Below are 15150 nucleotides of genomic sequence, written 5' to 3'. Positions count from 1 at the left end.
TTTTATTTTGCTTGATCCTCCAAAATTCTCCAAAATATTTTTCTGTGTTTCAAATCATTAGTTGCAATACATGTTTCTTCTGGCATTATCTTAAAAAAACTTATCTTTAAGAAAATTTTTTTCACGTATGGATTTAGAATTTAACAAAAGAGAAGATCAAAATAAATTAAAACTCGGCGCCATTTCCACTTTGCTTTCTGAAATAAAGAAAGGTGGTGGTGAGAAACGGCTGCAGAAACAAAGAGATGAAGGCAAGTTAACGGCGCGCGAACGAATTGACTATCTTCTTGATAAAAACGCAGATTCTATTGAAATCGGTGCTTTTGCCGGTTATGAAATGTATGAGGAACACGGCGGTTGCCCCAGTGGAGGAGTCGTGGTTGTGATGGGATATGTTTCAGGCCGACAATGTCTGGTGGTAGCCAATGATGCCTCGGTAAAAGCCGGCGCCTGGTTTCCGATAACAGCAAAGAAGAATCTTCGCGCTCAGGAAATTTCCATGGAGAATAAATTGCCCATTATTTATTTGGTAGATTCTGCAGGAGTTTTCTTACCAATGCAGGATGAGATTTTCCCCGATAAAGAACATTTTGGAAGAATATTCAGGAACAATGCAAAAATGAGTTCCATGGGAATTATCCAGATTTCTGCGGTAATGGGAAGTTGTGTGGCAGGTGGCGCCTATCTTCCGATTATGAGTGACGAAGCCATGATTGTAGATAAAACAGGTTCTATATTTTTAGCAGGAAGTTATCTGGTGAAAGCGGCGATTGGTGAAACTATTGATAATGAAACTTTAGGAGGAGCCACTACCCATTGCGAGATTTCCGGTGTGACCGACTATAAAGCGAAAGACGATAAACATGCTTTGGATAGAATTAAAAATATCATGAAGTCCATCGGTGATTTCGAAAAAGCAGGTTTCGACAGAATCGAAAGTTTCCCGCCAAAAGAAAATATCGAAGATATTTTCGGACACATGCCGGTTTCACGATCTGACCAATATGATACTTTTAATATTATTAAATGCCTAGTTGATCACTCCGAATATGAAGAATACAAACCGGATTACGGGAAATCAATTATTTGTGCGACCGCAAGAATCGACGGTTGGAGCGTAGGAATTGTCGCCAATCAACGGAAATTAGTAAAAAATGGCAAAGGAGAAATGCAGTTTGGCGGCGTTATTTATTCGGATTCGGCTGATAAAGCGACCCGTTTTATTGCCAATTGCAACCAGAGAAAAATCCCATTGCTGTTCTTACAGGACGTGACCGGATTTATGGTAGGTTCCAAATCTGAACAAGGTGGCATTATCAAAGACGGTGCAAAAATGGTGAATGCTGTTGCTAATTCCGTAGTGCCGAAATTTACTGTAATTACAGGAAATTCCTACGGTGCCGGAAATTATGCGATGTGTGGAAAAGCGTATGATCCGAGATTAATTGTTGCCTGGCCATGGGCAGAACTTGCGGTAATGGGCGGAAGCCAGGCTGCTAAAGTTCTGGCGCAAATTCAAACTTCAACTTTGAAAAAGCAAGGCATAGAAATCGGAGAAAAAGAACATCAGGAAATTCTGGATTCCATTTCCAAAAAATACCAAAAGCAAACGGAGCCCACTTATGCCGCAGCACGATTATGGACTGATGCCATCATTAATCCTGTAGAAACCCGAAAATGGATTTCTATGGGAATTGAAGCCGCTAACCATGCACCAATTACAGAGAAATTTAATTTAGGGGTGATTCAGGTTTAAAAATCTAAGGAACTGGTTGTTTGTAAATAGTATCAAAAAAAAGATTCAGATAATTTCTGAATCTTTTTTATTTTTAATTTAACCAATTCGTACGCTGGTCATACTCAAGCTTCCGGCAATTAATTCATCATTAAATAATGAGAGTTCTTCTGATTTTTCCTTTAAACCTAAAGAATAAATGAGCGGCAAAAAATGATCGGGCGTGGGAACAGCAGTTTGTAGAAATGTTCCCTGTTTCTGATATTCAATAAGATTTTTAAAATTACCGTCCAGGATCCAGTTGTTTGTTTTTTCGCGGGCTTCCAAAGCCCAGTCGTAGCCGTAACCTATCGTATCGATATTTCGGAAATCTACCAGCCGTAAATTATGAACAATATTTCCACTGCCGATTATTAGAATTCCTTTTTTCCGTAATTTTTGTAGTTGACTTGCCAGATCGAAATGAAATTGCGGCGGTTTGGTATAATCGATACTTAACTGAATTACCGGAATGTCGGCATTGGGGTACAGATGTCTGATGACACTCCACGCACCGTGATCCAGTCCCCAGTTGTGGTCTTCGCCTACAACAGTAGGTGCCAGTAATGCTGCCGTTTCTTTTGCCAGTTCGGGACTTCCTTTTGCAGGATACTGAACCTCAAAAAGTTCTTTCGGAAAACCGTAAAAATCATGAATGGTTTTCGGCATTTCCATTGCGGTAACAAAAGTTCCGTTTGTAAACCAGTGCGCAGAAATACAAAGAATAGCATTCGGTTTCGGAATTTCTTTTGAAATTTTTCTGAAACCCTGAACAAACTGGTTTTCTTCTATCGCATTCATCGGCGACCCGTGACCAAGAAAAAGAACCGGCATTTTTTCGGTTTCTGGAAAACGGTCGGAAATGATTGATAAGTCTTTGATATTCATTTTAAATGTTTTTTTTTTAAAAAGCAAAGTTCACCCGACAAAAAATCAGAGTGAACTTTGAAAAAATAAACTATGAAATTTTATTTTATGCTTTTACAAATTGTAGCTCGCCTGCAATTTTCACCTCGTCAGAAACCATTACGCCACCTGTTTCCAAAGCAGCATTCCAGTTTAAACCAAAATCTTTTCTGCTGATTTTACCTTCGAAAGAGAAGCCAGCTTTGGTCTGTCCCCAAGGATCTACATTGATTCCTCCGAAATCTACATCTAATTTAATTGGTTTTGTAATACCGTTGATTGTCAAATTTCCTGTAATATCACTGCTCAGAGAATCAGACTCAAAAGTAATGACTGGGTTTGCAGCAACGTTGAAGAAATCTTCACTTTTCAAATGGGTATCGCGGTCGGTATTGTTCGTATTGATAGAATCTGTCTGAATTGCAACTTTTACATGTACGTTTTTGAAAGTGTCATCTTCCGCTTCCATTTCTACATTAAAATTGGTGAAGCCACCTTTAACGTTAGAAATCATCATGTGTCTTACTTTAAAAGTAATTTCACTGTGAGTTGGGTCTAAATTCCATTTTGTAGCCATAATGTTTTTTTTTATTTATTATTAATATTTGGTAGTGCAAAGATAACTCCGATTGTGATCTTTGGCATTGATGTAAGTTAAGAAATGAATAAATATTAAATTTTCTTCAACTAAAATCAAAATTTAAATGATTTCGTTATATAGATACGATATTTAATGTACAGTAACTTCAATTTTTATAATTTTACCTAAAATTACAACATGAAAAAAATCTTTCTGGTCCTGACGATCCTGAATTTGTATTGCTTTGATTTTGCTCAAGTTAAAGATACAATAAAAACAGAGAATAAGCGATTCGACTTTCAATATAAAAAACTTTACGTTCCTGCAGGTTTAATGCTTTCAGGAATCATTTCAGATGGAAGCGGTTCGGAATCTTTAAAAAATGAGGTGGCAGAAGAGCGGAACGAACATCTGTTCGGTTTCCAAAATCATGCGGATGATTATTTACAATTTGCTCCATTCATTGCGATTTACGGTTTTGAACTCGCCGGAATGAAACCCGCAACCGATTGGCAAAACCGAACTGCAATTTTAATCAAAGGACAGTTGCTAAATCTTGGCTTGGTTTATATTCTGAAAACAACTTTAAAACACACCCGACCAGATGGCACTGCTTATTCGTTTCCGTCCGGTCATACTGCAAATGTTTTTGCTGGGGCTACCATGCTTTCCATCGAATATGGTAAGGATTACAAATGGGTCCCTTATGCCGCTTATGGCACAGCAACAACGGTGGGCTTGATGAGAATCGCAAATAACAAGCATTATATTTCGGATGTTCTTTTCGGCGCTGGGTTGGGAATTCTGTCGATGAAAGTTGCTTATTGGACTCATCAGTACAAGTGGAACCAAACAAAAACTACCGCAGATCCTTTCGCAGGAACGATTTACTGACATGAGAAAAAGTGTATCCATATTGGCTCTGTTGTTTTCAGTATCCGTTTTTTCGCAGAAAATAGATTCGGCGGTTCAAACAGGAATACAGGAGTTTCAGCTTTCGGAAAGCACGACCTTAATTTATCAGAAACCAAGGATATCAGATATCTACAGAAAGATTCCTAAAAATTTGGCTGGAGTCGGTCAGAATGTTGTTTCTAAAAATATCTATGGCTACTCTTTACTTGCACTGGGTTCTACTATTGCATTGGTTGCCGTAGATCCCGCTATTTTGAAAACGGGCAGAAGATTGGGGGAAAGTGTAGGATTTAGCGAAGATCATACCTATTATAATTTGGGTCCTTTTAAAATAATCCCGGGTGACATAGGTTCTTTTGTGTATTTTATGGGAAACGGAACCGTCTTTATTCTCATCGGAACAGGTTTAGCGACCTACGGCTTGCTGGCCGATGATTACCGTGCTCAGAGTACATCGATGCAACTGGTGCAAAGTATTTTGCTGTCTGGACTTATTTCTCAGCCATTAAAGCGACTTAGCGGAAGAGAAAGTCCTTTTGAGACTGCAAATTCAGTGAGAGATCACAGTAACTGGAATCCTGTGCCTTCATTTCCGGCTTACCAGAAAAACACCTCGAAGTACGATGCAATGCCTTCCGGTCATTTAATTACCGGAATCGCTGCCTGGATTGTTTTATCTGAAAATTACCCTGAAAAAAAATGGATCAAACCACTCGGTTTTAGTTTGATGGGATTGATGAGTTTTGAAATGGTCCAAAGTAAAGTGCATTGGGCATCAGATTACCCTATTGCGATTCTTCTGGGTTATCTGATTGGCAAAAACGTCGCCAAAAATGCAATGATAAAAAAGACCAATGGTACTGTTGCGATTCAGCAGAAAAAATATAAACTCAATATCTCATCAACCAATTTTTATGGAATCCAACTGATGGGAATTAACGTTGATTTTTGATTTAACATTTCTTAACAGTTTCGAATTTATTTCTTATTTTTAGCCATCTAATTATTAAGAAATGAAGTTTTCAAAATTCTCTTTATTATTCCTTGTTACAGGAAGTTTTCTCTTTGCACAAAATCAAAAATTTACGATTGCTGAATCAGTAAACGGTTTAAGAAGCAATCTTGCCGTGAAAAATATTTCCCAGTTTACCTGGGCTGATGACGGTAAATCATATTATGAAACGACTCAAAACGGTTATTTAATGACTGAGGTTTCTACCCATAAACAGGATACTTTGGTTTCATTGTATCAGCTGAATAAGACTTTGTCTTCAGATAAAAAATTAAAATCAATTCCCAGAATAACTTTTATCAATAAGGATAAAGGATATTTTAACAAGGGATCGCAAAATTTTTGGATCGAGCGTTCTGGCAAAGAATGGAAAATTAAAGAAGGAACGGAACTCAATAAAGAAGCTGAGAATACCCAAATGTTGGGAGATAATCAAGGCTTCGTTTATACTGTGAAAAATAATTTATACCTCAATAAAAACGGAAAAGTCACTGCCATTACCAATGATGAAAATAAAGATATCTTGTACGGACAGGCGGTTCATCAAAGAGAGTTTGGCATCAGCAAAGGTATTTTTATTTCTCCCGACAACTCGAAAATTGCTTTTTACAGAATGGATCAGTCGATGGTTGCCGATTATCCGGTTATCGACTGGAGTGTGGTTCCCGCGGTGAATAAAAATATTAAATATCCAATGGCAGGAACCCCTTCTCACCACGTTACTTTAGGGATTTATGACCTCAAAACCAATAAAACTATTTTCTTAAATACCGTAGGTGATCCAGAACAATATCTGACCGTGTTTACCTGGAATCCAGATTCGAAATCGGTTTTCGTAGGAGTGCTGAACCGCGATCAGAATGATTTGAAAATGAATCAGTACAACGCTTCTACCGGAAGTTTTATGAAAAATATATTTGAGGAACAGTCTGATAAATATGTTGAGCCACAACAGCAATTGTTGTTTTTTCCGAATTCAACGACCGATTTTATTTGGCAAAGTCAGCGTACCGGGTTTAATCATTTATTCCATTATAATGTAGAGAAAGGTCTGGTTGCACAGTTGACGAAAGGAGATTGGGCCGTCACCGATATTCTCGGTTTTAATGAAAAAAAGAAAGAAATCTTCTACGTTTCTACCCAGGTTTCTCCATTGGAAAGACATCTGTATAAACTGGACTGGACTAATTTTAAAACCCAGAGATTAGATCAGGGAGCCGGTATGCATTCAGGTATTTTGAGTAAAGACGGGAATCATTTGTACGATACCTACAGCAATGCAAATACGCCGCGAATTGCTAATCTCATTAATACCAATACTTTAAAAATTAAAAACATACTGTCCGCAGAAAATACTTTAAAAAATTATCAAAGACCCGAAATTAAAAATGTGACTTTAAAAGCTGATGACGGAACGCCTTTATATGGTAAAATTATTTTGCCGACCGATTTCGATGCAAACAAAAAATATCCGGTAATTGTTTATTTATACAACGGTCCGCACGCCCAATTGATAACAGATGCTTTCCCTGCTTCCGGGAATTTGTGGTATGAATTCATGGCGCAGAAAGGATACATCGTTTTCACTATGGACGGGCGGGGTTCTTCTAACCGCGGATTAAAATTCGAACAGGCCATTTTTAGAAATGCTGGCGAAACTGAAATGAAAGACCAGTTGCAGGGAGTCGATTATCTGAAATCTCTGCCTTATGTGGATGCTGATCGGTTGGGAATTCATGGTTGGAGTTATGGCGGATTTATGACCACGAGTTTCATGCTGAAGCATCCAGACGTTTTCAAAGTAGGAGTTGCCGGCGGTCCGGTCATCGACTGGAATATGTACGAAATTATGTATACCGAGAGATATATGGATACCCCCCAAAGTAATCCTGAAGGGTACAGGCAAGCCAATCTTTTGGATAAAGTGCAGAATTTAAAAGGACATTTACTGATGATTCACGGAGCGCAGGATAATGTGGTGGTTTGGCAGCATTCCATAAATTTTCTAAAAGCAGCCGTCGATCATGGGGTGCAAATGGATTATTTCGTTTATCCCGGACATGAACATAATGTGGTAGGAAAAGACAGAGTGCATCTGATGCAAAAAGTAACTGATTATTTTGATGAATATTTAAAAAAATAAACAATGAAAATCGAGGCAAATTCTATTGAAGACTATTTAAATAACGTTCCCGAAGAAAGAAAATCTTCGTTCAGGAAACTGTATGAAACGGTGTCGCAGAATTTGCCTCAGGGTTTTCAGGAAGAATTGAGTTACGGAATGATCGGATGGAATATTTCTTTGGAAACGTATCCCGCCGGTTATCACTGTACTCCAAATACGCCGCTTCCCTTTATTAATTTGGCTTCTCAGAAAAATTTCATCGCGTTGTATCACATGGGGATTTACGCCAATAAAGATTTGCTGAAATGGTTTACGGAGGAATATCCGAAATATTCTGCAAGAAAATTAGATATGGGAAAATCGTGCATCCGTTTCAAAAAAACAGATGATATTCCATTTGAACTGATTGCGGAACTGTGTCGAAAAATAGAGCCACAGGATTGGATTTCAACCTATGAAAAACTTTATAAAAAATAAAAACAGATCTTTTCTGAAAATTATTCCCGGAGAACTTTAATTCTACCGTCATTCCATATTCTGATAACAGACGAACCGGAATATTCCGATACTTTGTCATGATTTTCTTCGGCTACAAAATCAACAGAATCAATAATTTCCTGCGAAATATCGGAGAATTTCATCGGCGATTTTTGTCCGCTAAAGTTGGCAGAAGTAGAAACCAAGGGTTTATTTAATTTTGTAATGATCTTTTTTAAAAATAAATCATTCACCAGCCGAATTCCGATGCTTCCGTCTTCCGCCAGGATTTCTTTCGGCAAACCTTTCGGATCGTCATAAATTAGAGTCACGGGTTTTTCAGACAAATCCATGATTTCCCACGCCATTTCGGGAACATCTACCAAATCCTCCAAACGCTTTGCGGATTCTACCAGAATAATCATCGACTTGTTTTTCTCCCGCTTTTTAATTTCAAAAATTTTGTTGATGGCTTCTGGGTTTGTAGCATCGCAGCCGATTCCCCAAATGGTGTCGGTTGGGTAAAGAATTGTTCCGCCGGATTTTAAAGTTTCGATGAGTTGTTCCATGAATTATTTTAAATGTTTTAAAGACCATTTTGCCAATTGCAAAAGTAATTAAAAAATAGAAGTTTATTTTTATGATCGGTTCTTATCATTCATCAATGGTTTTAAATCTCAATAAGCGTAATTTTGTTTCATCAAAAATCATAAAATCATAAAGTTATGGAATTAGGAATTGGAATGTTTGGTGATTTAGCCGTCGACCAAAACACCGGGAAATATAAAGATGCCGGAATTAAAATCCGTGAAATTTTAGGGCAGATAAAATTAATGGATGAGGTAGGAATCGATGTTTTTGCCATGGGCGAACACCACCGTCCTGATTACGCGGTTTCGTCTCCTGAAATGGTTTTAGCCGCCGCCGCAAGCATCACAAAGAATATAAAATTAGCAAGTGGAGTAACGGTTTTAAGTTCCTCCGAGCCTGTAAAAGTCTATGAGGATTTTGCAACCTTAGATTTAATTTCAGACGGAAGGGCTGAAATATTTGTAGGTCGCGGAAGTTTCATCGAATCGTTTCCATTGTATGGCTATTCTCTGAATGATTACGAACAGCTTTTCGACGAAAAATTAGATTTATTATTAAAAATAAATTCCGAAGAAAACGTTACCTGGACAGGAAAACTCCGTGCGCCAATGGAAAATCAAACCGTGTATCCGAGAGCTAAGAATAACGGAAAAATTCCAATCTGGAGAGCGGTTGGTGGAACGCCAAAATCTGTTTTAAGTGCCGCAAAATCAGGAATGCCTTTAATCGTGGCGATTATCGGTGGAATGCCGGTTCAGTTTAAAAATTTAATCGATTTTTACAAGCAGGAATATCTTGCCGCCGGTCACAAAGAGTCTGAAATGCAAATCGCGATTCATTCCCATACTTTCGTGAGTGAAGATCAGAAGGTGATTGACGGATATTTTCAAAATTATAAATCGCAAATGGATAGAATTGGCGCGACAAGAGGTTGGGCACCTTACACCAAAATGCAGTACGACGGTGGACGAGTAAAAGAGGGCGCGTTGTTTATCGGAAATACAAATGAAGTTTCTGATAAAATTGCCTACATGAAAGAGCTTTTCGGCATCACCCGATTTATCGGACACATGGATGTGGGCGATCCCGGAAATGACATCATGATGAAATCGATTGAGTTATTTGGTGAAAAAGTAGCGCCAATCGTGAGATAATTTATACAGCAATCAATTTTAAAGGGGAACGGGCTTTGGTCCGTTTTCTTTTTAAAAAAAAGATCAAACTTATTTCTAATTTTATTTGCCAATATTTTAAGCTTGTATTCTCTGGAGATTTTGTTCAAAATTTGCTAAGATTGCATCTTTTTTTATTTCCTGAAAACTAATTTACCTATTTTTACACCTTATGGAACAAAAATCAAAAGATCCTCTGCACGGAAAGCGTCTCGATGCTATTTTAGAAGAATTGGTGGAATATTACGAAGGTTTTGAAAAACTCGGCGAACAGATCAATATCAAATGTTTTACCGATAACCCGAGTATTAAATCTTCTCTGAAATTTTTACGGAAAACAGATTGGGCAAGAACCAAAGTAGAAAGTCTGTATTTGTATGTTTTAAGGCAAAAGAAGAAACAGGAAAGGAATTAAGGTGAATGTTCCGAAGTCATTTCGGTCTTCCAGTCTATTATCTATAAGTCTCCTGTCTGAAATTTTAATCAAAGAATTTTCCTTTCACATAATACCAACGTTCGTTTTTTTGTTTAAAATCTGAAAGTTCGTGATGAACCTGTTGTTTTCCATTATCATCGGTGTAGAAGGCTTTAAACTCGACCTGATTGGAATTCGGTTTGCGGATGATTTCTAGTTTCGTCCATTCATTGATTTCTCCCCATTCCTGTAAATCTTCTTTGTTGTGAAGTTTTCTTTTCGCCGGAAAAGTCGTTTCCATCAAATATTCTCCATTAGGAATGGCAAAGGCTGAAAACCTGGAGCGCATCAAAGCTTCAGCAGTTGGCGCCTGTTTTTCTCCCTCGTGGTAAGGTTTGCAACATTCGCCGTAGGATTTTCCAGAGCAACAGGGACAGTTCATTTTTTTTTAAGTAAGATTGGGTAAATACCTTTCTTTAATAATGTTGAGGTGGTGAATATTGTGTCCGACAATTAATTTCCCAATCGTTTCTACCGAGATTTCATTATGGTTTGCAATCCCTTTTTGAGAAAGAGTTTTAGGATTTATATTTTCAAAGAAAAGAACTGTTGATTTGCGCAGATGTTCGAATTCTTCAATTAAATTTTTTAAAGATTTTTCTTTCGGAAAATAATGTTTTGCATATTCCTCTTCATCCCAACCCGGCAATTCCGTTCTGTCATTTCTGGAAAACCGTAATGCACGGTACACGAAAATTCTTTCGGCGTCGATAAGATGTTGCAGTACTATTTTCAAACTCCATTTTCCTTCTGCATAAGCATAATCCGATTGTTCTTCAGAAAAACTTTCATACATTTCTAAAGTTTGGGTTCCGGAGTTTCTTAATTCTTCCAGCCAGTTTACACCCGGAATTAAATCGAGATATCTTTGGATATATTTTTGAAAGTCGGTCATTCGAAATTTTATTTTAAACCACAAAAGGCATAAAAGTTTTATTTAAAGAAATATAAAACACTTTTTAAAGTACAAATAACCAGCTATTTTCACCTTATTTGTACTTTAAAAAGCAAAGAAATGTTCTTTATTTTGTGACTATAAATCTTTAAAAAAAATCAAAGGATTTTAACAGAAAGCTCTTTCCAAATCGGCAATCAGATCTTCTTTGTCTTCAATTCCAACGCTTAATCTCACCAAATCGTCGGTGATTCCTAATTCTGCGCGTTTTTCTGCAGGAATAGAAGCGTGAGTCATCAAAGCCGGATGATTGGCCAAAGATTCAACACCGCCCAAAGATTCAGCCAGAGTAAACACTTTTACCTTTTCTAAAAATTGGATGGCATCTTCTTTTTTTCCTGATTTAAAGGTAAATGAAACCATTCCGCCAAAATCTTTCATCTGTTTTTTAGCCAAATCAAATTGCGGATGAGATTCTAATCCCGGATAAAAAACCTGGGCTACCGCCGGATGATTTTCTAAATATTTTGCGACTTCAATCCCGTTTTCAGAATGTCTCTGAACTCTTAAAGCCAATGTTTTTATTCCTCTTAAAACCAAATAAGAATCGTGCGGTCCGAGAATTCCGCCGCTCGCAAACTGGATAAAATGGAGCTTTTCACCGAGTTCCGCAGTTTTTGCAATAAGTGCTCCTGCAATCACATCAGAATGTCCGCCCAAATATTTCGTAGCGGAATGCATGACGATATCTGCACCTAAATCCAATGGCAACTGAAGGTAAGGCGTAGCAAACGTATTGTCGACCGCAACCAAAATGTCTTTTCCCTTTACCAGATCCGTCACCGCTTTGATGTCTACCAGTTTCATTAAGGGATTCGTAGGCGTTTCAAGCCAGATTAATTTGGTTTTATCCGTAATTACGTCGGAGATTTTCGAAACGTCATCAAAACTCACAAATGTAAATTTCAATTGGTATTTTTCGAATAATCGGGTGAACATTCTGTACGTTCCACCATATAAATCGTCTACGGCAACGATTTCATCACCGGGATTTAATAATTTTAAAACACAGTCAATCGCAGCCAAACCGGAACCAAAAGCCAGTCCTCTCGCTCCGTTTTCGATGGAAGCTAAACTGTCTTCTAAAGCTTGTCTTGTTGGGTTTGCCGCCCGCGAATACTCATAACCGGAATGGATTCCCGGAGATTTTTGCGCAAAAGTGGATGTTAAAAATACGGGAACGTTTACAGATCCTGTGGCTGACTCGTTGTGTTGGCCACCATGTATAACTTTGGTATTGAAGTTCATAATTTTATAATTTAGCAATATATCAATTTAGCAGTTTACCAATGATTGTTACATCGTTAGACTTTTAGATTATTATATTTATTGTTTTTACATTTTTATCGCAGCACGTTGTGCAAATTCTTCTGCCATTTGTTCAAGCCAAAATGCAACATCTTCTTCACCAGTCGCTCTTTCATAGGTATTACCCATAGAAATTAAGATTTGGTGCAGAAACATTTTCATCTGGTCAACCGGCATGTCTTTTGTCCAGAGATCGATTCTTAAGGCTTCCTTTTTTTCATCGTCCCATACAGAAATCATGGTGGCTTTGGTTTCCTGTTTTTCAACTCCTCCGTCTTCAGCGTTCCACGTCATTCGTTCGGGAACGTGGTTTTCGTCTAATTCAATATCGATGGTAATTTGGGTCTTTTTCATATGTAGATTTTTATTTTTTTAAATTGAGAGTTTGAATTATTTAAATATTTCTATTTTAGTTTTTAAAGCAATAGTAATCATATCTCGTGTCTCTTATCTGTCAGCGAAGCGATCTCCTGTCTATTGTTTTTAGTTTTTCGGTTTGTAATTACTTTGATTAAAAATTTCCTGAGCATTCATTTTTAGAAAATCCACCAGTTTGGTTTCAGGTTTTTCCTGATAGAATTTTCTGCAGATCTGCCAACCGGTAAAAATTCCGATTTGTGGTGCAGATTCGTTATCAATTTCGGTGTAGAATTTAGAAAACGGCGCAGGATTGATGAACCGTTCTCGTAATCTTTGGTCATCGCTGAAAACCAAGTTGTTCTCTACGAAATAATTCCAAATATTTGCTTCGTTGGCTTTGGCCCATTCATATTGCTCGGGCGTATAATTCATTTTTAAAGCATCTGATTCGTTTGGTAAAAAGGCATCCTGCAAAGTCATCAGTTTTCCGTAATATACGATTTGGTCTATGAATTTTTGATGTTCAAAATTGGGTTTCACAAAGTGTTCCGCAAAAATTTCAGAAACTTTCGGAATAATATTTTTTGGATTCATGCTTTTCTGAAAGTACAGTTCCAAACCTTTGTAATTAGGATTATTTTCACCCATAAAGGCGGTGATATCAATGAACAACATGTCTTTTTTTGGTTCATAAAAGATGGGTTCCATGATGCCTTGTAACGCTGAAGAGTACACGAAAACCTGAGGTTCTTTAAAATCGGGGAAATAGTTTTTAATGTTTGAAAATAAAGAAGCCAAGTCATTATTCAGTTTTTGAATATCGATTTTTGAAATCGCTTCTTTGTACACTTTAATTTCCTCTGGATCTTTTCTTCTTTCGACAAAATCTTCATTAGGAACAGTTCCCTGAAACCAGGGATATTTTTGGGTAAAAGTTTCCAGCGGAATATTGGGATCGTAGAATTCTTTAGAAATATCAGTCAAATGTACTTTTTCAACTGGATTTTTCACGTCTACTTTCCAAATATTTGTGGTGTCTTTTTTACACGAACCCAATCCTGTTAGGAATACCACAGAAAATAAGAGATATCTAAAAAACTTCATTATTTTTACATCAAAATTAGAAAGGCAAAAATAAGGAAAATTAATGGCAAAAATATTCATTGAAACACCAAGACTCATTTTAAGAGAGATTATATCTGAAGATGTTGAAAGAATATTTTTATTGGATAGCAATCCTGATGTCATGAAATATATTGGAGTAAAACCAGTGACGAAATTGGAGGAATCTGAAGAAACCATTAATAAAATCAGAAAACAATATCTGGAAAACGGAATCGCAAGATGGACAGTGATTGAAAAAGAATCGAATCTCTTGATCGGATGGAGCGGTTTGAAATTATTAACTGAACCACTCAACGGTTTCAAAAATGTCTACGAATTAGGTTATCGTTTTTTACCAGAATTTTGGGGCAAAGGATATGCAACAGAATCTGGAAAGGCAGTTTTGGAATATGGTTTTGATAAACTGAATTTAGATAAAATTTATGCTTGTGCCGATATTCAAAACTTTGATTCCAATAAAATTCTGAAAGACAAATTGGGTTTCGAATCTCAAGGAACTTTCATTGATGATTTAGATAATGCAACGTGTTATTGGTACGAATTAGAAAAAGTGAAATTTAATAAAGATTAAATGCAAACAAAAAAAATAACAGAAAGAATCGTTAGTTGGTTGAAAGATTACGCCGAAAAAGCAAACGTAAAAGGCTACGTTATCGGCGTTTCCGGCGGTGTAGATTCTGCGGTGGTTTCTACATTGTGCGCCATGACAGGATTGAAAACCCTGTTAATCGAAATGCCGATTCGCCAAAATCCAGATGAAGTAGACCGCGCCTGGGAACACATGGAAGATTTAAAAAACCGTTTCTCAAATGTAGAGACAATGTCTGTGAATCTGACTCCAGTGTTCGAAGAATTATACAAAACTTTCGATGTTAAAGATGACGGTTTTCCGGCTGAAAAACTTGCTTTTGCCAATACCCGTGCAAGATTGCGAATGTTAACTTTATATCATTACGGACAAATCAACGGGCTTCTCGTTTGCGGAACCGGAAACAAAGTAGAAGATTTCGGCATTGGATTTTTCACCAAATACGGCGATGGCGGCGTGGATGTTTCGCCGATTGCCGATTTGTATAAAACCGAAGTTTATGCTTTGGCAACATCATTGGATCTTGTAGAATCTATTCAAAATGCAATTCCTGCAGATGGATTGTGGGATGAAGCCAGAACCGATGAACAGCAAATCGGAGCGACTTATTCGGAGCTTGAAAAAATTCAGAAAGAATGGGGAACGAAAACAGAAAGTGATTATTCAGGAAGAGATCTGGAAGTTTTCAAAATTTTCAGCCGGATGAACAAAGCTGCTCAACATAAAATTCAGCCGATTCCGGTGTGCGATATTCCGGAAGAATGGCGAAGCTAAATTTTAAATAAT

General features: G+C 37.3%; 17 protein-coding genes. 9 read left to right on the top strand and 8 right to left on the bottom strand.

What is annotated here, in order from left to right; translation table 11 throughout:
• Window positions 1–127: 127 nt before the first annotated feature.
• The gene (locus tag QGN23_RS06750; RefSeq protein WP_282906230.1) at window positions 128–1756 is read left to right on the top strand and encodes an acyl-CoA carboxylase subunit beta; all 1629 of its coding nucleotides are present in this window, start codon (window positions 128–130) and stop codon (window positions 1754–1756) included.
• A 78-nt stretch (window positions 1757–1834) separates the two neighbouring features.
• On the opposite strand, the gene ygiD is transcribed toward QGN23_RS06750, so the two are convergent.
• Both ygiD and QGN23_RS06740 read right to left on the bottom strand, forming a co-directional pair.
• Complete coding sequence (gene ygiD, locus QGN23_RS06745) at window positions 1835–2662, bottom strand: 4,5-DOPA-extradiol-dioxygenase (RefSeq protein ID WP_282906229.1); 828 nt, start codon at window positions 2660–2662, stop codon at window positions 1835–1837.
• Window positions 2663–2747: 85 nt separating this feature from the next.
• Window positions 2748–3257 carry a YceI family protein gene (locus tag QGN23_RS06740; protein WP_282906228.1) on the bottom strand — a complete coding sequence of 170 codons (510 nt, stop codon included), beginning with the start codon at window positions 3255–3257 and terminating at the stop codon, window positions 2748–2750.
• 201 nt (window positions 3258–3458) lie between these two features.
• Here QGN23_RS06740 and QGN23_RS06735 point away from each other — a divergent pair, with 201 nt between their 5' ends.
• The 4 genes from QGN23_RS06735 (at window position 3459) to QGN23_RS06720 (ending at window position 7789) form a co-directional block, all read left to right on the top strand.
• Window positions 3459–4154: a phosphatase PAP2 family protein gene (locus QGN23_RS06735; RefSeq protein ID WP_282906227.1), complete on the top strand. Its 696-nt coding sequence runs from the start codon at window positions 3459–3461 to the stop codon at window positions 4152–4154.
• 1 nt (window position 4155) lies between these two features.
• On the top strand, window positions 4156–5127 hold the full coding sequence (locus tag QGN23_RS06730; protein WP_282906226.1) for a phosphatase PAP2 family protein: 972 nt from the start codon (window positions 4156–4158) through the stop codon (window positions 5125–5127).
• A 61-nt stretch (window positions 5128–5188) separates the two neighbouring features.
• Entirely contained in the window at window positions 5189–7330 is a 2142-nt protein-coding gene (locus tag QGN23_RS06725) for a S9 family peptidase (protein WP_282906225.1), read from the top strand.
• Window positions 7331–7333: 3 nt separating this feature from the next.
• Window positions 7334–7789 (top strand): DUF1801 domain-containing protein, encoded by a 456-nt coding sequence (locus tag QGN23_RS06720; protein ID WP_282906224.1) that lies wholly within the window; start codon window positions 7334–7336, stop codon window positions 7787–7789.
• Window positions 7790–7809: 20 nt separating this feature from the next.
• Here the strand turns inward: QGN23_RS06720 and QGN23_RS06715 are convergent, their stop codons facing one another.
• Window positions 7810–8358 (bottom strand): L-threonylcarbamoyladenylate synthase, encoded by a 549-nt coding sequence (locus tag QGN23_RS06715; protein ID WP_282906223.1) that lies wholly within the window; start codon window positions 8356–8358, stop codon window positions 7810–7812.
• Between the two features lie 156 nt (window positions 8359–8514).
• Here QGN23_RS06715 and QGN23_RS06710 point away from each other — a divergent pair, with 156 nt between their 5' ends.
• Together QGN23_RS06710 and QGN23_RS06705 are read left to right on the top strand one after the other, a co-directional pair.
• Window positions 8515–9534 (top strand): LLM class flavin-dependent oxidoreductase, encoded by a 1020-nt coding sequence (locus QGN23_RS06710; RefSeq protein WP_282906222.1) that lies wholly within the window; start codon window positions 8515–8517, stop codon window positions 9532–9534.
• Between the two features lie 190 nt (window positions 9535–9724).
• Complete coding sequence (locus QGN23_RS06705; RefSeq protein WP_282906221.1) at window positions 9725–9967, top strand: VF530 family protein; 243 nt, start codon at window positions 9725–9727, stop codon at window positions 9965–9967.
• A 64-nt stretch (window positions 9968–10031) separates the two neighbouring features.
• Here QGN23_RS06705 and QGN23_RS06700 read toward each other — a convergent pair whose 3' ends face one another.
• The 5 genes from QGN23_RS06700 to gldB form a co-directional block, all read right to left on the bottom strand.
• A complete protein-coding gene (locus QGN23_RS06700) occupies window positions 10032–10409 on the bottom strand; it encodes a YchJ family protein (RefSeq protein ID WP_282906220.1) in 378 nt (125 codons plus the stop codon).
• Window positions 10410–10415: 6 nt separating this feature from the next.
• Window positions 10416–10922 (bottom strand): DinB family protein, encoded by a 507-nt coding sequence (locus QGN23_RS06695; RefSeq protein WP_282906219.1) that lies wholly within the window; start codon window positions 10920–10922, stop codon window positions 10416–10418.
• Between the two features lie 168 nt (window positions 10923–11090).
• Entirely contained in the window at window positions 11091–12230 is a 1140-nt protein-coding gene (locus QGN23_RS06690; RefSeq protein WP_282906218.1) for a cystathionine gamma-synthase, read from the bottom strand.
• An 87-nt stretch (window positions 12231–12317) separates the two neighbouring features.
• Complete coding sequence (gene gldC, locus QGN23_RS06685; protein ID WP_282906217.1) at window positions 12318–12644, bottom strand: gliding motility protein GldC; 327 nt, start codon at window positions 12642–12644, stop codon at window positions 12318–12320.
• A 129-nt stretch (window positions 12645–12773) separates the two neighbouring features.
• The gene (gene gldB, locus QGN23_RS06680) at window positions 12774–13754 is read right to left on the bottom strand and encodes a gliding motility lipoprotein GldB (RefSeq protein ID WP_282906216.1); all 981 of its coding nucleotides are present in this window, start codon (window positions 13752–13754) and stop codon (window positions 12774–12776) included.
• Between the two features lie 43 nt (window positions 13755–13797).
• Here gldB and QGN23_RS06675 point away from each other — a divergent pair, with 43 nt between their 5' ends.
• Complete coding sequence (locus tag QGN23_RS06675) at window positions 13798–14346, top strand: GNAT family N-acetyltransferase (RefSeq protein WP_282906215.1); 549 nt, start codon at window positions 13798–13800, stop codon at window positions 14344–14346.
• A complete protein-coding gene (nadE, locus tag QGN23_RS06670; RefSeq protein WP_282906214.1) occupies window positions 14347–15138 on the top strand; it encodes an NAD(+) synthase in 792 nt (263 codons plus the stop codon). It begins immediately after the preceding gene.
• Window positions 15139–15150 lie beyond the last annotated feature (12 nt).

Source organism: Chryseobacterium gotjawalense, assembly GCF_030012525.1.
Taxonomy (GTDB): Bacteria; Bacteroidota; Bacteroidia; order Flavobacteriales; family Weeksellaceae; genus Kaistella; species Kaistella gotjawalense.
Note: the sequence above shows the minus strand (reverse complement) of the source record. Positions and strands in the feature narration are given on the sequence as shown.